The organism is Metapseudomonas otitidis (assembly GCF_900111835.1).
Taxonomy (GTDB): Bacteria; Pseudomonadota; Gammaproteobacteria; order Pseudomonadales; family Pseudomonadaceae; genus Metapseudomonas; species Metapseudomonas otitidis.
Map to the genome: position 1 here is coordinate 23,278 of NZ_FOJP01000032.1, position 16,045 is coordinate 39,322.

The 16,045-nt window shown below is 70.6% G+C and carries 18 protein-coding genes; all 18 read left to right on the forward strand.

The features are described from left to right. Positions 1–119 precede the first annotated feature (119 nt). Complete coding sequence (locus BM198_RS28160) at positions 120–860, forward strand: glycosyltransferase family 2 protein (RefSeq protein ID WP_074974120.1); 741 nt, start codon at positions 120–122, stop codon at positions 858–860. After that, complete coding sequence (locus BM198_RS28165; protein ID WP_074974121.1) at positions 857–1,789, forward strand: LpxL/LpxP family acyltransferase; 933 nt, start codon at positions 857–859, stop codon at positions 1,787–1,789. Before BM198_RS28160 ends, BM198_RS28165 begins: the two co-directional genes overlap by 4 nt. Beyond that, positions 1,770–3,311 carry an HAL/PAL/TAL family ammonia-lyase gene (locus BM198_RS28170; protein ID WP_074974122.1) on the forward strand — a complete coding sequence of 514 codons (1,542 nt, stop codon included), beginning with the start codon at positions 1,770–1,772 and terminating at the stop codon, positions 3,309–3,311. The genes BM198_RS28165 and BM198_RS28170 overlap by 20 nt, the downstream gene beginning before the upstream one ends. Further along, positions 3,304–3,729: an acyl-CoA thioesterase gene (locus BM198_RS28175; RefSeq protein ID WP_044406790.1), complete on the forward strand. Its 426-nt coding sequence runs from the start codon at positions 3,304–3,306 to the stop codon at positions 3,727–3,729. The genes BM198_RS28170 and BM198_RS28175 overlap by 8 nt, the downstream gene beginning before the upstream one ends. Next, on the forward strand, positions 3,726–4,334 hold the full coding sequence (locus tag BM198_RS28180) for an outer membrane lipoprotein carrier protein LolA (RefSeq protein ID WP_074974123.1): 609 nt from the start codon (positions 3,726–3,728) through the stop codon (positions 4,332–4,334). Before BM198_RS28175 ends, BM198_RS28180 begins: the two co-directional genes overlap by 4 nt. Further along, positions 4,324–6,654 carry an MMPL family transporter gene (locus BM198_RS28185; RefSeq protein ID WP_074974125.1) on the forward strand — a complete coding sequence of 777 codons (2,331 nt, stop codon included), beginning with the start codon at positions 4,324–4,326 and terminating at the stop codon, positions 6,652–6,654. The genes BM198_RS28180 and BM198_RS28185 overlap by 11 nt, the downstream gene beginning before the upstream one ends. Then, positions 6,651–7,808 (forward strand): cation:proton antiporter, encoded by a 1,158-nt coding sequence (locus BM198_RS28190; RefSeq protein ID WP_074974127.1) that lies wholly within the window; start codon positions 6,651–6,653, stop codon positions 7,806–7,808. Before BM198_RS28185 ends, BM198_RS28190 begins: the two co-directional genes overlap by 4 nt. Further along, the gene (locus BM198_RS28195; protein WP_074974129.1) at positions 7,795–9,036 is read left to right on the forward strand and encodes an NAD(P)/FAD-dependent oxidoreductase; all 1,242 of its coding nucleotides are present in this window, start codon (positions 7,795–7,797) and stop codon (positions 9,034–9,036) included. The genes BM198_RS28190 and BM198_RS28195 overlap by 14 nt, the downstream gene beginning before the upstream one ends. A gap of 4 nt (positions 9,037–9,040) precedes the next feature. Beyond that, entirely contained in the window at positions 9,041–9,775 is a 735-nt protein-coding gene (locus BM198_RS28200) for a class I SAM-dependent methyltransferase (RefSeq protein WP_074974131.1), read from the forward strand. Continuing rightward, on the forward strand, positions 9,772–10,269 hold the full coding sequence (locus BM198_RS28205; RefSeq protein WP_044406773.1) for a hypothetical protein: 498 nt from the start codon (positions 9,772–9,774) through the stop codon (positions 10,267–10,269). The genes BM198_RS28200 and BM198_RS28205 overlap by 4 nt, the downstream gene beginning before the upstream one ends. Beyond that, entirely contained in the window at positions 10,266–11,453 is a 1,188-nt protein-coding gene (locus tag BM198_RS28210) for a beta-ketoacyl-[acyl-carrier-protein] synthase family protein (protein WP_074974133.1), read from the forward strand. The genes BM198_RS28205 and BM198_RS28210 overlap by 4 nt, the downstream gene beginning before the upstream one ends. After that, positions 11,450–11,899, forward strand: a complete 450-nt coding sequence (locus BM198_RS28215) for a hotdog family protein (protein ID WP_074974135.1) — start codon at positions 11,450–11,452, stop codon at positions 11,897–11,899. Before BM198_RS28210 ends, BM198_RS28215 begins: the two co-directional genes overlap by 4 nt. Then, complete coding sequence (fabG, locus tag BM198_RS28220) at positions 11,896–12,624, forward strand: 3-oxoacyl-ACP reductase FabG (RefSeq protein ID WP_044406767.1); 729 nt, start codon at positions 11,896–11,898, stop codon at positions 12,622–12,624. The genes BM198_RS28215 and fabG overlap by 4 nt, the downstream gene beginning before the upstream one ends. Continuing rightward, positions 12,624–13,850 carry a beta-ketoacyl-ACP synthase gene (locus BM198_RS28225; RefSeq protein ID WP_044406764.1) on the forward strand — a complete coding sequence of 409 codons (1,227 nt, stop codon included), beginning with the start codon at positions 12,624–12,626 and terminating at the stop codon, positions 13,848–13,850. The genes fabG and BM198_RS28225 overlap by 1 nt, the downstream gene beginning before the upstream one ends. A gap of 14 nt (positions 13,851–13,864) precedes the next feature. Beyond that, the gene (locus BM198_RS28230) at positions 13,865–14,278 is read left to right on the forward strand and encodes a hypothetical protein (protein ID WP_074974137.1); all 414 of its coding nucleotides are present in this window, start codon (positions 13,865–13,867) and stop codon (positions 14,276–14,278) included. Between the two features lie 25 nt (positions 14,279–14,303). Further along, a complete protein-coding gene (locus BM198_RS28235) occupies positions 14,304–14,750 on the forward strand; it encodes an excinuclease (RefSeq protein WP_044406758.1) in 447 nt (148 codons plus the stop codon). Positions 14,751–14,958: 208 nt separating this feature from the next. Then, positions 14,959–15,384 carry a hypothetical protein gene (locus tag BM198_RS28240; RefSeq protein WP_044406755.1) on the forward strand — a complete coding sequence of 142 codons (426 nt, stop codon included), beginning with the start codon at positions 14,959–14,961 and terminating at the stop codon, positions 15,382–15,384. Between the two features lie 451 nt (positions 15,385–15,835). Next, the coding region (locus BM198_RS28245) for a helix-turn-helix domain-containing protein (protein WP_139233727.1) at positions 15,836–16,045 on the forward strand (210 nt) is incomplete at its 3' end.

Consider the following 16,045-nt stretch of genomic DNA (forward strand, 5'->3'; position numbering starts at 1 on the left):
ACCGGGCTGGCGACCCAGCGATTGGAAAAGGGACTCGCCCGGCAAGGCGAAACAGAGACTCGACGCACACTCGCCCACGAACCGGGCGCTGAACCCAACCCGCACCACCCGATGCCGACATGAACCCGTTCAAGCCCTGCGCCGTCATCCCCGTCTACAACCACGAGCACGCCCTGCCCCTGGTGGTCGACGCCCTGCGCCAGCACGGCCTGCCCTGCGTACTGGTGGACGACGCCTCCAGCCCCGCCTGCGCCCAGGTGATGGACCAGCTGGCCACCCAGCCCGACGTCCACCTGGTGCGCCTGGCCGTCAACCAGGGCAAGGGCGGCGCCGTCATGGCCGGCCTGCGCGAAGCCGGCCGGCTGGGCTTCTCCCACGCCCTGCAGGTGGACGCCGACGGCCAGCACGACCTCGCCGACGTGCAGCGCTTCCTCGCCGCCGCCCAGGCCCGCCCGGGCGAGCTGATCTGCGGCTACCCGCAGTACGACGAAAGCGTGCCCAAGAGCCGCCTCTACGCCCGCTACCTGACCCACGTCTGGGTGTGGATCAACAGCCTGTCGCTGTCGATCCGCGACGGCATGTGCGGCTTCCGCGTCTACCCCCTGGCCCCGACCCTGGCACTCACCGAAACCACCCGCCTCGGCAAGCGCATGGACTTCGACCCGGAGGTCCTCGTGCGCCTGGCCTGGCGCAACCAGCCCATGCACTGGCTGCCGACCAAGGTGCACTACCCGCTGGACGGGCTCTCGCACTTCCGCCTGTTCCACGACAACGCGCTGATCTCGAAGATGCACGCCAAGCTGTTCTTCGGCATGTTGCTGCGCGCGCCGCTGATCCTCTGGCGCAGGTGCCGGGGATGAGCCGCGAGCACTGGGCCGACCAGCGCGAGCGCGGCAGCTTCCTGCTGATGAAGTTCACCGCGCTGATCGCGCGGCGCCTCGGGCGGCGGGTGCTCAGCCCGCTGCTGCACCTGATCGTCCTGTACTTCTTCCTCTTCGGCGGCAAGGCCCGCCGCGCGGCGCGCCACTACCAGCAGCGCCTGGCCGACTGGAGCGGCCGCCCGGAACTGGCGCCCAGCCTCGGCTCGGTGTTCGCCCAGTTCATGGCCTTCGCCGATGCCCTCCTGGACAAGCTGGACATCTGGGGCGGGCGCATCGGCCTGGACCAGGTGGACCTGCACGACCCCAGCGGCCTGCACCAGCACATGCGCAGCACACGCGGGCAGATGCTGGTGGGCGCCCACCTGGGCAACCTGGAGGTGTGCCGCGCGCTGGCCGAGCTGAGCGAGCAGGTGACCATGAACGTGCTGGTGCACACCCGCCATGCCGAACAGTTCAACCGCCTGCTGGGCGAAGCCGGGGCCACGCACCTGCGGCTGATCCAGGTCAGCGAGCTGGACCCGGCGGTCATGCTCCAATTGAGCGAACGCCTGGAGCGCGGCGAGTGGCTGGCGATTGCCGGCGACCGCGTGCCGCTGCACGGCGGTCGCAACGTCCGGGTCGACTTCCTCGGTCGCCCCGCGGCCTTCCCCCAGGGGCCCTGGCTGCTGGCCGGGCTGCTCAAGTGCCCGCTCAACCTGATGACCTGCCTGAAGATCGGCGGGCGCTACCAGGTCCACCTCGAACCCTTCGCCGAGCAGGTGCAGTGGCGCCGGGGCGAGCGTGACGCGGTGATCGAGGCCTGGGTGGCCCGCTATGCCCAACGCCTGGGCGAGCTGTGCCTGCTGGCACCGCTGCAATGGTTCAACTTCTATCCGTTCTGGAACGAACATGACGACACAACAGCCTGAACCGGTGGTGTTCGGCGAACAGCCGCTGTCCATCGAGCACGTCGTGGCCCTGTCCCAGCGCCGCGCCCCCGCCCTGCTGCAGGGCGACGCCGCCTGGCGCGAGCGCATCGCCAAGGGCGCGCGCTTCCTCGACACCCTGCTGGACAAGGAAGGCGTGATCTACGGCGTCACCACCGGCTACGGCGACTCCTGCGTGGTGGCCGTGCCGCTGGAGCAGGTGGAAGCCCTGCCGCGCCACCTGTTCACCTTCCACGGCTGCGGCCTGGGCAAGGTGCTGGACGAGGCCGCCACCCGCGCGGTGCTGGCGGCGCGCCTGCAGTCGCTGTGCCACGGGGTTTCCGGCGTGCGCGTGGAGCTGCTGGAGCGCCTGCAGGCGTTCCTCGAACACGACGTACTGCCGGTGATCCCGGAGGAAGGCTCGGTGGGCGCCAGCGGCGACCTCACCCCGCTGTCCTACGTGGCCGCCACCCTCTCCGGCCAGCGCGAGGTGGTCTACCAGGGCCAGCGCCGCAGCGCCGCCGAGGTGCACGCCGAGTTGGGCTGGGAGCCCTTGGTGCTGCGTCCCAAGGAAGCCCTGGCGCTGATGAACGGCACCGCCGTGATGACCGCCCTGGCCTGCCTGGCCTACGCCCGTGCCGACTACCTGCTGCAACTGGCCACCCGCATCACCGCGCTCAACGTGGTGGCACTGGAGGGCAACCCCGAGCACTTCGACGAGCGCCTGTTCGCCGCCAAGCCGCACCCGGGGCAGATGCAGGTGGCCGCCTGGCTGCGCCAGGACCTGGCCATCGACGCGCCGACCGCGCCGCTGCACCGCCTGCAGGACCGCTACTCGCTGCGCTGCGCGCCCCATGTGCTGGGCGTACTGGCCGACAGCCTGGGCCTGCTGCGGCAGTTCATCGAAACCGAGCTGAACAGCGCCAACGACAACCCGCTGATCGACGCCGAGGCCGAGCGCGTGCTGCATGGCGGGCACTTCTACGGCGGCCACATCGCCTTCGCCATGGACAGCCTGAAGAACCTAGTGGGCAACGTCGCCGACCTGCTCGACCGCCAGCTCGCCCTGCTGGTGGACGTGCGCTACAACCACGGCCTGCCGAGCAACCTCTCCGGCGCGCCCCAGGCCACGGCGATGATCAACCACGGCTTCAAGGCCGTGCAGATCGGCGCCAGCGCCTGGACCGCCGAGGCGCTGAAGAACACGCTGCCGGCCAGCGTCTTCTCGCGCTCCACCGAATGCCACAACCAGGACAAGGTGAGCATGGGCACCATCGCCGCCCGCGACGCCCTGCGCAGCCTGGAACTGACCGAGCAGGTGGCCGCCGCCACCCTGCTGGCCGCCAACCAGGGCGTATGGCTGCGCCAGCGCGCCGGCGAGCGTGACCTGCCCGCGCCCCTGGCCGCCATGCACCGCCAACTGGCCGGGGACTTCCCGCCGGTGATCGAGGACCGCGCCCTGGAAGGCGAACTGCGCCTGTGCCTGGAGCGCATCCGCGCCCGCCACTGGAGGCTCTATGCGTAGCGCCGGGGTGATCCAGGCCGAGGTGGAGATCCTCGTGCCGTTCTTCGACGTGGACATGATGGAAGTGGTCTGGCACGGCCACTACGTGAAGTACCTGGAGGTGGCCCGCTGCGCCCTGCTGGACCGCATCGGCCACAACTACGGGCACATGCGCGACGCCGGCTACGCCTGGCCGATCATCGACCTGCAGCTGCGCTACGTGCGCGGCGCGCGCTTCGGCCAGCGCATCCGCGTGCGGGCGGACCTGGTGGAGTGGGAGAACCGCCTGAAGATCAACTACCTGATCACCGACGCCGAGACCGGCGAACGCATGACCCGCGCCAGCAGCGTGCAGGTGGCGGTGGAGATCGCCAGCCGCGAGATGCAGCTGGCCTCGCCCAAGGTGTTCACCGATGCCGTGGAGCGCGCCCTGCCATGATCCGCGCGCCCTGGCTGCGGGCCCTGCTGCTGGTGCCGGCGCTGCTGGCCAGCGGCCTTGCCCAGGCCTTCGACCTCGACCAGCTGGCCCAGCGCCTCGCCGCCCCGGCGGTGGTGCGCGGGCCCTTCGTGCAGGAGAAGCACCTGCGCGCCCTGCCGCAACCCCTGACCAGCACCGGCCAGTTCACCCTGGCCCGCGAAGGCGGCCTGCTCTGGCGCCTGGAAAAGCCCCTGCGCCAGGACTACCGCATCAGCGACCAGGGCATCGCCCGGCGCGTGGACGGCCAGTGGCAGGCCCAGCCCGGCCAGGACGTCGCCGCCCAGCAGAGCCGGCTGTTCCTCGCCGTGCTCAAGGGCGACCGCAGCGGCCTGGAGCGTGACTTCGCGCTGACGCTGGAGGGCGACAGCCAGCACTGGACCCTGCACCTGGCGCCGCGCGCCCTGCTGCTGCAACAGATCTTCAGCGCCATCCGCATCGAGGGGGGCGCCCTGGTGGAGCGCATCGAGCTGGTGGAAACCCAGGGCGACCGCACCCTGCTGCGCCTGCCGGCCAGCCAGGCCGCCGACACCCTGACCGCCGACGAGGCCGCCGACCTTGCGCGCTGAGCGCCTGCTGCCGCGCCTGTTCCTGCTGGCCCTGGCGGGCCTGCTGGCGCTGGCCGCCTGGCAGTGGCGCAACGGCCCGCCGGTGGCCGCCGACATGCTCGCGCTGCTGCCCCAGGGCGCCGGGGATGCGCTGGTGCGCCAGGCCGAGCAGCGCATGCAGGAGCCGCTCAACCGCGAAGTCCTGCTGCTGGTGGGCCACCCCGACGCGGCGCGCGCCATCGACCTGGCCCGGCGCCTGGGCCAGGGCTGGCAGAACGACCCGCACATCGAGCGTGCCCAGTGGAGCCTGGAGGCCGACCTGCCGGCCGTGCGCCGGCAACTGCTGGACAGCCGCCTGGCGCTGCTCGGCGCAGCGGACCGCACGCGCCTGGAACGGCAACCGGAGGCCTTCGTCGCCGCCCGCGCCGAACGCCTCTTCGACCCCTTCGCCAGCACCGGCCTGGTGGCCACCGAGGACGACTGGCTGGGCCTGGCCGGCCTCGGCCAGCAGGCCCTGGTGCCCGCCGGGCGGGTGCGGGCCGACCTGGCCAGCGGCGCGCTGCTGGTGAAGGACGGCGACACCACCTGGGCGCTGCTGCGGCTGCGCACCCGTGACGGCGCCTTCGACATGCAGACCCCGCCCTGGCTGGCCGGGCAGGTGGCCCAGGCCCGCCAGCAGGTGGAAGCCGAGGGTGGCCGGCTGCTGGCCGCCAGCGGGCTGCTGCACGCGGCCGCCGGCCAGGCCAAGGCCAGCCGCGAGATCGCGCTGATCGGCGGCGGCGCCAGCCTCGGCACGCTGTTGCTGATGCTGGTGGTGTTCCGCCGCCCGCGCACCCTGCTCAGCCTGCTGCCGGTGGCCCTGGCCCTGGGCGCGGGCTGCACCGCCTGCGTGCTGGTGTTCGGCGAGATCAACGCGCTGACCCTGGTGCTCGGCGCCAGCCTCACCGGGGTCGCCGCCGACTACCCGCTGCACTACCTCAGCAAGGGCTGGAGCGACCCGCGCTGGCGTGCCTGGGATGCGGTGCGCGCCACCCTGCCCGGCCTCAGCCTGAGCCTGGGCACCAACCTGGTGGGCTACCTGGCCCTGGCCTTCACCCCCTTCCCGGCGCTGACCCAGATCGCGGTGTTCTCCGCCGCCGGGCTGGTGGCCGCCTACCTCTGCTCGGTGTGCCTGCTGCCGGCCCTGCTCGGCGGCCTGCGCCTGGCCCCACCGACGGCGCCGCTGCGCCTGGCCGAGGGCCTGCTGGCCCGCCGCACGGCGCTGCTGGCGCGCACCGGCAGCCTGCCCTGGCTGCTGGCCCTGCTGGCCTTCTGCGCCGCCGGGGTGTGGCAGGTGCGCCCGCAGAACGACCTGCGCCAGTGGCTCGGCGCCGAGCCGCAGCTGCTGGACGAAGCCCGCGAGATCGCCCGCCTCACCGGCCTGCAGCCCACCAGCCAGTTCTTCCTGGTGCGCGCCGCCGACGAGGCCCAGTTGCTGGAACGCCAGGCCGCCCTCACCGAGCGCCTGGACCGGGCGGTGGCCGACGGCCAGTTGCAGGGCTACCGCGCCCTCAGCCAGCTGGCGGCACCGCCCAGCCGCCTGGCGGCCCTGCACCAGGCCCTGGAGGCCCTGCCCGCCCACTGGCAGCCGCTGCTGGACCTGGGCCTGCCGCTGGACGCCCTGGAGGCCGAGCGCGCGCGCCTGCTGAACACCCCGCCGCTGCCCCTGGAGGCGGCCCTGGCCGGCCCCCTGGGCGAGGCCTGGCGGCCGCTCTGGCTGGGGCGGGATGCCCAGGGCCGGGTGGCCGGCATCGTCAGCCTGCAAGGCGCGGCCTCCCCGGCGCTGCTGGAGCAGGCCGCGGCCGGGCTGGAGGGCGTGCAGGCGGTGGACCGCATCGGTGAGCTGAACCGGTTGTTCGCCGCCACCCAGGTCAGCGCGGCCGAGCTGAAGCTGGCCTCCTGTGCGGTGATCCTGCTGTTGCTGTGCCTGCCCTTCGGCCTCGGCGGCGCGCTGCGGGTGGTGGCGCTGCCGCTGCTGGCGGCGCTGGCGTCCCTGGCCTGCCTCGGCTGGCTGGGCCAGCCGCTGACGCTGTTCAGCCTGTTCGGGCTGCTGCTGGTGACGGCCATAGGCGTGGACTACGCGATCCTCATGCGCGAGGCGGTGGGTGGTGCGGCGGTGAGCCTGCTGGGCACGCTGCTGTCGGGCCTGACCAGTTGGCTGTCGTTCGGCCTGCTGCTGCTGAGCCAGACCCCGGCCATCGCCAATTTCGGCCTGACCATCAGCCTCGGGCTGTTCTTCTGCTTCCTGCTGGCGCCCTGGGCCCAGGCGGACGTGCCCCACGGCCAGGAGCTGCCGGCATGACCCTGGTGCTGTTCTGGATCGGCCTGCTGGGGCTGTTCGCCCTGTTCACCCGGGTGGGTCGCCTGCTGGGGCTGATCCCCATCGTCAGCCAGTTGCTGCTGGCCAGCTTCGGCCTGCCCCTGGTGATGCTCTGGCTGGCCGCGCCGGTGGGCCTGGACAACGCCCAGGTGCTCGCCGCGCCCTGGCTCAAGCCGCTGTACGGGGTGGCCTTCACCCTGCTGCTGGGGCACATCCTCAGCGATGTGATCGACCTGCGCCTGGAGGCGGCCAGCGTGAAGATCGCGCTGCCGAGCTTCTTCGTGCCGTTCTTCTGCGGCCTGGCCTGCGCCACCTGGCTGTTGCCGGCGGCGAGCCTGCTGTCGAACGTGGCGGTGGGGCTGCTGTTCGCCCTCACCGCGATCCCGGTGCTGTTCCTCTACCTGCGCCACCTGGGCTACCCGGAGCCGACCATCCGCCGCCTGCTGCAGGCGGCGATCCTGATGGACCTGATGTGCTGGTGCCTGTTCGGCCTGGCCCAGGGCAGCGCCGCGCCCACCACCCTGCTCTGGCCGTTGCTGGCCGCGCTGCTGCCGCTGGCACTGCACCTGGTGCGGGTGCGTGCGCCGCTGGTCTACAGCCTGGCCTTCTTCGCCCTGCTGCTGACCCTGCAACAGCTCAAGCTCAATGCCCTGGTGTTCGGCATCGCCTACCTGCTGGTGATGGCGGCGCTGCGCGTGCCCTTCCGCCTGCCGCTGCCGGTGGCGGTGTTCCATGCCCTGCAGGTGTGGCTGGCGGTGCCGCTGATCCTCGCCTACGGCCTGTTGCAGATCGACTGGCACACGGCCTGGCAGGGCTATTCCTGGGTGCAGTTCAGTGCGCTGCTGGTGCTGCCGGTGCTGAGCAAGCTGGCGGGCAACTGGCTGGGGCTGTCCTGGGCCGAGGGCCGCCTGGCCGCGAGCCCGGCGAAATGGCGCCAGAGCGTGCTGCTCAATACCCGCGGGCTGACCGAGATCGTCTTCCTCAACCTCCTGTTCCAGCAGCAGATCATCAGCGCGCAGCTGTACTTCGCGCTGATGCTGATGGGACTGATCGCCACCCTGTTGCCGGCCCTGACCCAACGCGCCCGGGCCGTTCCCTCTACCGTTTCGGAAAGGAGTCCCCATGAAGTCCATTGAAGTCCAGCAACGCCAGGTGGTGGTGATCGGTGCCGGCCCCTCCGGCGCCATCGCCGCCGCCCTGCTCAAGCGCAAGGGCCACGACGTGCTGATCCTCGAGCGCCAGCGCTTCCCGCGCTTCTCCATCGGCGAGAGCCTGCTGTCCCACTGCCTGGACTTCGTCGAGGAAGCGGGGATGCTCGACGCGGTCATGGCCGCCGGCTTCCAGGTCAAGCACGGCGCGGCCTTCGCCTGGGGCGAGCGCTACACCGACTTCGACTTCCGGGAGAAATTCACCCCCGGCAAGGGCAGCACCTTCCAGGTGCAGCGGGCGCCCTTCGACCAGTTGCTGGCCGATGAGGCGGCACGCCAGGGCGTGGAGATCCGCTACGAGGAGGAGATCATCGCCGCCGACTTCTCCCGCGACTGCCCGCGCCTGACGGTGCAGCGCCTGGACGGCAGCCAGTACCAGGTGGAAACCGCCTTCGTGCTCGACGGCAGCGGCTACGGCCGGGTGCTGCCGCGCCTGCTGGACCTGGAGGCGCCGTCCAGCTTCCCGGTGCGCCAGGCGGTGTTCACCCACATCGAGGACCGCATCGACGACCCGGCCTTCGACCGCGAGAAGATTCTCATCACCATCCACCCCGAGTACCGCGACGTGTGGTTCTGGCTGATCCCCTTCAGCAACGGCCGCTGCTCCCTGGGCGTGGTGGGTGAAAGCAGCCACTACGCCAACCGCCCGGAGGACCTGGACGCCTGCCTGAAGGCCTTCGTCGCCGAGACGCCGAACCTGCGCCGCCTGCTGGCCAATGCCGTGTGGGACACCCCGGCCCGCGCCCTGGGTGGCTACTCGGCCAACGTGAAGACCCTGCACGGCCCGGGCTTCGCCCTGCTGGGCAATGCGGCCGAGTTCCTCGACCCGGTGTTCTCCTCCGGCGTGACCATCGCCATGCGCTCGTCGAGCATGGCGGCGAACCTGCTGGACCGTCAGTTGAACGGCGAGCCAGTGGACTGGGAAAGCGACTTCGCCACGCCGCTGAAGAAGGGCGTGGACGCCTTCCGCGCCTATGTGGAGGGCTGGTACGAGGGCACCTTCCAGGACGTGATCTTCTACCAGGGCGGCTCGCCGGAGATCCGCGGGATGATCTGCTCGATCCTCGCCGGCTACGCCTGGGACACCCGCAACCCCTTCGTCGCCGAGCCCAAGCGCCGGCTGCGGATGATCAGCGAACTGTGCGCGGCGCAGTGAGGGCATGAGCATGCAGCGTGCCGCCGCCACCTACGTCGAGGAAACCCGCTTCGGCTTCTGGTTCCTGCAGAGCCACACCTGGGAGCACCACGTGCTGCGGGTGGCGATCAACGACCTCAAGGGCCTGTTCCACGCGCCGCTGCCGGAGGCGCCGGTGCTGCTGGACGCCGGCTGCGGCCAGGGCAAGTCCTTCCGCCTGCTGGCGGACGCCTTCGCGCCGTCGCGGATGATCGGCCTGGACGCCGACCCGCACAGCCTCGACTGCGCCCGCGCCGAAGCCGAGCGCCAGGGGCTGGCGGTGGAGCTGCTGGCCAGCGACTGCGCCGCACTGCAGCTGCCGGACGCCAGCGTGGACCTGCTGTTCTGCCACCAGACCTTCCACCACCTGGTGGAACAGGAGCGCGCCCTGGCGGAGTTCTGGCGGGTGCTGAAGCCGGGCGGCTACCTGCTGTTCGCCGAGTCCACGCGCTACTACATCGACACCTGGGTGATCCGCTGGCTGTTCCGCCACCCGATGCACGTGCAGCGCACCGCCGCCGAGTACGAGGCGATGGTGCGCGGCCAGGGCTTCGTGTTCGAGCCGCGCAACGTCTCCTACCCGTACCTGTGGTGGAGCCGCTCCAGCGACTTCGGCCTGCTGGAGCGCTGGGGCCTGCGCACGCCGCCCCCGCCCGGGCAGCGCAACGAGACGCTGGTGAACCTGGTGGCCCGCAAGCCCCTGGAGGCACCGGCAGCATGACCTGGCGCGCGCTGACCCTGCTGGCCTGCCTGCTGCTGGCCGCCTGTGCCGGGACCACCCCGGTGCCGGCGCGCGTGCCGCCGCTGGGGCTGCCGCTGTCGCTGCACGTGGCACGGGAGGCCCAGGGCGAGCAGCGCGACTGGCTGCTGGTGGTGCAGGACGAGGGCGGCGTGCTGCGCTGGTCGCTGTTCGACCCGCTGGGCGTGCCCCTGGCGCGCCAGCGCCTGGAGGCCGGCGCCTGGCACAACGACGGCCTGCTGCCGCCCAACCCCGAAGCCCGCGAGCTGTTCGCCGCGCTGCTCTACGCGCTGGTGCCTTCCGAGGCGCTGCCCCGCGTCTACGCCGGCATCCCCCAGCAGGTGGGCGCCGACGGCAGCCGCGAGCTGGATGGCCGCTGGCGGGTGGCCTACCGCACGCCCCTGCAGTTCGACCTGCAACGCCGCGAAGGACCGCATTACCGCATCAGCCCGCTGACGGGCGAGGAGCCTCGATGACCGCATCCCTCAACGCACTGGGCCTGGTCTGTGCCCTGGGCCAGGGCAAGGCCGCCGTGGCCCGCAACCTCCTGGCCGGCGACACCGCCGGCATGCGCCCCCACGCCGACTGGGTGCCCGAGCGCACCCTGACCCTCGGCGCGGTGGACGCCGAACTGCCGGCGCTGCCGGCCGAGCTGGCCGCCTGCGACAGCCGCAACAACCGCCTGCTGCTGGCCGCCGCCCTGGAGATCGAGCCGGAACTGCGCGCCGCCGTGGCCCGCCATGGCGCGGCACGGGTGGGGGTGGTGCTGGGCACCAGCACCTCGGGCATCCAGGAAGCCAGCCTGGGCATCGGTGAGCAGCTGCGCACCGGCGCCCTGCCGGCGGACTACCGCTACGCCCAGCAGGAGCTGGTGGCGCCAGCGGCCTTCCTGGCGGCCTGGCTGGGCAGCGCCGGCCCGGCCTACTGCATTTCCACCGCCTGCACCTCCAGCGCCCGGGCCCTGCTCAGCGCGCGCCGCCTGCTGCAGCTGGGGGTGTGCGATGCGGTGGTGTGCGGCGGGGTGGACTCGCTGTGCGGGCTGACCCTGAACGGCTTCGCCGCGCTGGAGGCGGTCTCCGACAGCCTGTGCAACCCGCTCTCGCGCAACCGCCGGGGCATCAACATCGGCGAGGGCGCGGCGCTGTTCCTGATGGAACGCGACGTCGGCGGCATCGCCCTGCTGGGCGCGGGTGCCGGCTCCGATGCGCACCACATCTCCGCCCCCGAGCCCAGCGGCCTGGGGGCCCAGCGCGCGATGCGCCAGGCCCTGGCCGATGCCGGGCTGGAGCCGTCGGCGATCGACTACCTGAACCTGCACGGCACGGCCACCCAGCACAACGATGCGATGGAGAGCCTGGCCACCACGGCGGTGTTCCCCGAGGGCGTGCCGGCTTCGTCCACCAAGCCGCTGACCGGCCACACCCTGGGCGCCGCCGGGGCCCTGGAGGCGGCCTTCTGCTGGCTGGCCCTGAGCCCATGGAACCCGGAGCACCGCCTGCCGCCCCACCGCTGGGACGGCGAGCCCGACCCCGAGCTGCCGGCCCTGCGCCTGGTGGACGGGACCTCGCGCCTGCCCACCCAGCGCCCGCGCCGCCTGATGAGCAACTCCTTCGCCTTCGGCGGCAGCAACATCAGCCTGATTCTCGGAGACGCGCCATGAGCGATTGGCCGATAGCCGAACTGGTCCCCCATGCCGGGGACATGATCCTGATCGACCAGGTCCTGCGCTTCGGCGACGAGGACGTGGAAACCCGCCTGACCGTGCGCCCGGGGTTGTTCACCCAGGACGACGGCAGCCTGCCGGCCTGGGTCGGCGTGGAACTGATGGCCCAGAGCATCGCCGCCTATGCCGGCTGCCAGGCCCGCCAGGCGGGGCAGCCGGTGGAGCTGGGCTTTCTGCTCGGCACCCGCCTTTATCAATGCAACGTCGACCGCTTCCCGGCCGGCGTGGACCTGCACATCACCGCTACCCGCTCCCTGCAGGACGACAGCGGCATGGGCGTCTTCGAATGCCGCCTGACCGGGCCGGGCATCGAGGCCTTCGCCCGCCTCAACGTCTTCCGTCCGCCGCAGGTGGCGAGCTACCTGGAGGAATCCCAAGCATGACCGAGACCATCCTGGTCACCGGCTCCAGCCGCGGCATCGGCCGCGCCATCGCTCTGCGCCTGGCGCGCTCGGGCTACGACCTGGTGCTGCATTGCCGCTCGCGCCGCGACGAGGCCGAGGCGGTGAAGGCCGAGATCGAAGCCCTGGGCCGCAGCGCCCGGGTGCTGCAGTTCGACGTCTCCGACCGCGCCGCCTGCCGCGAGCAGCTGGAGGCCGACGTGGAGGCCCACGGCGCCTACTACGGGGTGGTGTGCAACGCCGGCCTGACCCGCGACGGCGCCTTCCCGGCGCTGACCGACGAGGACTGGGACAGTGTGCTGCGCACCAACCTGGACGGCTTCTACAACGTGCTGCACCCGCTGAGCATGCCGATGATCCGTCGCCGCAAGCCGGGGCGCATCGTCTGCATCACCTCGGTGTCGGGGCTGGTGGGGAACCGCGGGCAGGTCAACTACAGCGCCTCCAAGGCCGGGGTGATCGGTGCCGCCAAGGCGCTGGCCATCGAGCTGGCCAAGCGCCGCATCACGGTCAACTGCGTAGCGCCGGGGCTGATCGACACCGAGATCCTCGATGAGCGGGTGCCGGTGGAGGAGATCCTCAAGATGATCCCGGCCCAGCGCATGGGCACGCCGGAAGAAGTGGCCGGTGCGGTGAATTTCCTGATGTCCGAGGAGGCCGGCTACATCACCCGGCAGGTCCTCGCTGTGAACGGTGGGCTGTGCTGATGAAACGTGTAGTGGTCACCGGCATGGCCGGCATCACCTCCCTGGGCGACGACTGGGACAGTATCTGGAGCCATTTCACGGCCAACCGCAGCGGCATCCGCCGGATGGACGAGTGGGACCGCTTCGCCGAGCTGAACACCCGCCTGGCCGGGCCCATCGACGGCTTCACCACGCCGTCGCACTGGACCCGCAAGCAGATGCGCAGCATGGGGCGGGTCTCGAAGCTGTCGGTCTACGCCGCCGAGCGGGCCCTGGCGGATGCCGGGCTGGCGGGCGACGAGCGCATCCGTGACGGGCGCATGGGCGTGGCCTGCGGGTCGTCCACCGGCAGCACCGAGGAGATCAAGGCCTTCGGCAACATGCTGCTGAACTCGGTGGCCGACGGCCTCAACGCCAACTCCTACGTGCGCATGATGCCGCACACGGCGGCGGCCAATATCAGCATCTTCTTCGGCCTCAAGGGCCGGCTGATCCCCACCTCCAGCGCCTGCACCAGCGGCAGCCAGGGCATCGGCTACGCCTACGAGGCGATCAAGTTCGGCCGCCTGCCGATGATGCTGGCCGGCGGTGCGGAGGAGCTCTGCCCCACCGAGGCGATGGTGTTCGATGCGCTCTACGCCACCAGCCTGAAGAATGATGCGCCGCACACCTCGCCGCGCCCCTACGACACCGGCCGCGACGGCCTGGTGATCGGCGAGGGCGCCGGCATCCTGGTGCTGGAGGAGCTGGAGCATGCCCTGGCCCGTGGCGCGCGGATCCACGCCGAGATCGTCGGCTTCGGCTGCAACGCCGATGGCCAGCACACCACCAAGCCGGAGCAGGCGACCATGCGCGGGGCGATGGAGCTGGCCTTACAGGACGCGGGCCTGCCGCCTTCGGCCATCGGCTACGTGAACGGCCACGGCACCGCCACCGAGCAGGGCGACGTGGCGGAGACCCTGGCCACCAGCAGCCTGTTCGGCGCGCAGATGCCCATCAGCTCGCAGAAGAGCTTCCTCGGCCACACGCTGGGTGCCTGCGGCGCGCTGGAGTCCTGGTTCAGCATCGAGATGATGAACCGCGACCAGTACATCCACACCCTCAACCTGGACGCGGTGGACCCGGCCTGCGGCGAGCTGGACTACCTGCGCGACGGCCCGCGCCAGATGAGCAACGAGTACGTGATGAACAACAACTTCGCCTTCGGCGGGGTCAACACCTCGTTGATCTTCCGTCGCTGGCGCTGACACGGAGCCCCACGATGCAAGGAACACGTCCCCTCGCCGTCCTCGCGCTGGCCCTGGCCCTGGCCCTGGCCACCGGCTGCAGCACACAGCGCCCGGTCCTGAACCCCCACGAGCCGGTGCCGCCGAGCCTGAACGTGAGCCAGTCGCAGATGCAGGCGGCCATCCTCGCGGCGCTGCAGGCCCGCGACTGGACGCCGACCCGCGTCACGCCGACCGAGATCAGCGCCAGCATCAATGTGCGCAACCGTCATCGCGCGGAGATCGCCATCGCCTACAGCCCCCTGGACTTCGATATCCAGTACCGCAACAGCAGCGGGCTGAACTACGAGAACGGCGAGATCCACCGCAACTACAACCGCTGGGTGAACAACCTCAGCAACACCATCCTGCGCGAGATCCAGACCCGCGCAGCGATCGCCGGACAATGACCCCAAAGCCGTCAAGGAGACGACCATGCAACGCAAGACCTGGACCGCCGTAGCCCTGCTCACCGCCACCCTGCTGCCGGGCATCAGCCAAGCCCGCGACACGACACACTTCCTCGACTTCAACTCCGTGGTCGCCGAGGCCGTGCAGGCCGGCCGCCTGGACGGCACCGTGAAGTTCTACCTGGCGGGCAACACCCCGGCGGGCCAGGTGACGGTGATCAACCCGAACGTGACCACCAGCCAGAAGACCAACGCCTTCAACAAGACCGACGAGGAAGCCTGCCGCTGGGCCCTGCAATCGGCGCTGATCCGCCTGCAGAACGCGGCCAAGTCCGCCGGTGCCAACGCGGTGGTCGACATCGCCAGCAACTACAAGAACAAGGAGTACAAGGACAGCGCCAAGTACGAGTGCCACGCCGGTGCGCTGATGGCGGGCGTTGCCCTGAAGGGCAAGGTGGCCAACGTCAAGTAAGCCGCGTTGCCGGGAAAAGAGGCCGCCTTGTGCGGCCTTTTTGCTTTCTGGCGGCGGCTGGTTCGGCCGCCCTCCAAGGGCCCGTCGATACACGCCTGATCCTCGGAAATTTCCTTCAAGGCCCTACGCCCGGGTGCCCCAGGACCCCGTGCTAGCCTCGCGGCCCCGCGCTTGCGGGTCTCCAAACTCCAACAAGAAGGAACAAGCCGTGCGTGTACGTTTTGCCATCGCCACCCTGGCCCTCGCCCTCACCACCGGTTGCGCCACCGGCCTGAACTCGGTGCAGAAGGCCGAGCTGGACCACTACGAAGCCCGCGGCATGGCGGTGCAGGAAAAGAACCCGGGCCTGGGCGCGGGTTTGGGCCTGCTGCCGGGCGGCGGGTCGTTCTACGGGCGGGAGTACGGCTTCGGGGTGGTCAACCTGCTGCTGTGGCCGCTGTCGATCCTCTGGGACCCGGTGAGCGGCTACGAGGCGTCGCGCTCCATCAACTACCAGGCCACCCGTACCCACATCGAACGGCAGCGCAAGAAGGCGCTGGACGAGCTGGACGCGAAACTGGCGGGCAATGAGATCGACCTGAAGGAATACACGCTGCAGCGGCGCCAGGTGGAGGAGCGCTACACGGCTTACTGATCCAACCCCAAGCTCAGTGCGCACTCTTTATGTCTGCCGCTCGGAAGGTGGGGCGGGGACAACGCCCCTTCAGAAGGCCGAACGCAGTCGTCGTGAAAGGGGTTGAGCGACATGGATGTCGCGAGAGCGCTGTCGGGCCAGGGATGGCCCGTCAGCGCGGCCCCTGGAGCGGCGACGAAGTGAGGGAACCCGACGTAGTCGGGCCGGATGCAGGGGCAAGTTTTTTGGTTCCTTTTCACCGGGCTGGCGATCCAGCGACTGGAAAAGGGACTCGCCCGGGAGGGCGAAACCAAAAACACCAGCAGAACTCGCTAACAAGCTGGGCACCCGACCTTGAGCCACGCCCGACAAAGACACGTCCATGAAAAAGGCCGCTGATGCGGCCTTTTTCATTGGGGTGTCCCGTCCTGAATAAGGTTTACACCTTCGCCCTTATTTCAGGAGAACCCCGATGGCAGAAGGTATCCGTCGCAGTCAGCGTGATTACACGCAGGCTTTTAAACTGGCAGTCGTCGATCAAGTCGAAAAAGGCGAAATGAGCTACAAGGAGGCTCAGGCTCGCTACGGCATCCAGGGCCGTTCGACGGTGCTGGTGTGGTTACGCAAGCATGGTCGGCAGGACTGGAGTCAAGGAGCCTCCATTCGATCCGCCAGGAGCAAG

Excerpts from the sequence above, each read along its gene's own strand:
- BM198_RS28195 (WP_074974129.1), top strand. The coding sequence starts at position 7,795 with ATGAAGTCCATTGAAGTCCAGCAACGCCAGGTGGTGGTGATCGGTGCC.
- fabG (WP_044406767.1), top strand. The coding sequence starts at position 11,896 with ATGACCGAGACCATCCTGGTCACCGGCTCCAGCCGCGGCATCGGCCGC.
- BM198_RS28225 (WP_044406764.1), top strand. The coding sequence starts at position 12,624 with ATGAAACGTGTAGTGGTCACCGGCATGGCCGGCATCACCTCCCTGGGC.
- BM198_RS28205 (WP_044406773.1), top strand. The coding sequence starts at position 9,772 with ATGACCTGGCGCGCGCTGACCCTGCTGGCCTGCCTGCTGCTGGCCGCC.
- BM198_RS28160 (WP_074974120.1), top strand. The coding sequence starts at position 120 with ATGAACCCGTTCAAGCCCTGCGCCGTCATCCCCGTCTACAACCACGAG.
- BM198_RS28175 (WP_044406790.1), top strand. The coding sequence starts at position 3,304 with ATGCGTAGCGCCGGGGTGATCCAGGCCGAGGTGGAGATCCTCGTGCCG.
- BM198_RS28230 (WP_074974137.1), top strand. The coding sequence starts at position 13,865 with ATGCAAGGAACACGTCCCCTCGCCGTCCTCGCGCTGGCCCTGGCCCTG.
- BM198_RS28190 (WP_074974127.1), top strand. The coding sequence starts at position 6,651 with ATGACCCTGGTGCTGTTCTGGATCGGCCTGCTGGGGCTGTTCGCCCTG.
- BM198_RS28165 (WP_074974121.1), top strand. The coding sequence starts at position 857 with ATGAGCCGCGAGCACTGGGCCGACCAGCGCGAGCGCGGCAGCTTCCTG.
- BM198_RS28235 (WP_044406758.1), top strand. The coding sequence starts at position 14,304 with ATGCAACGCAAGACCTGGACCGCCGTAGCCCTGCTCACCGCCACCCTG.
- BM198_RS28200 (WP_074974131.1), top strand. The coding sequence starts at position 9,041 with ATGAGCATGCAGCGTGCCGCCGCCACCTACGTCGAGGAAACCCGCTTC.
- BM198_RS28180 (WP_074974123.1), top strand. The coding sequence starts at position 3,726 with ATGATCCGCGCGCCCTGGCTGCGGGCCCTGCTGCTGGTGCCGGCGCTG.
- BM198_RS28210 (WP_074974133.1), top strand. The coding sequence starts at position 10,266 with ATGACCGCATCCCTCAACGCACTGGGCCTGGTCTGTGCCCTGGGCCAG.
- BM198_RS28170 (WP_074974122.1), top strand. The coding sequence starts at position 1,770 with ATGACGACACAACAGCCTGAACCGGTGGTGTTCGGCGAACAGCCGCTG.
- BM198_RS28215 (WP_074974135.1), top strand. The coding sequence starts at position 11,450 with ATGAGCGATTGGCCGATAGCCGAACTGGTCCCCCATGCCGGGGACATG.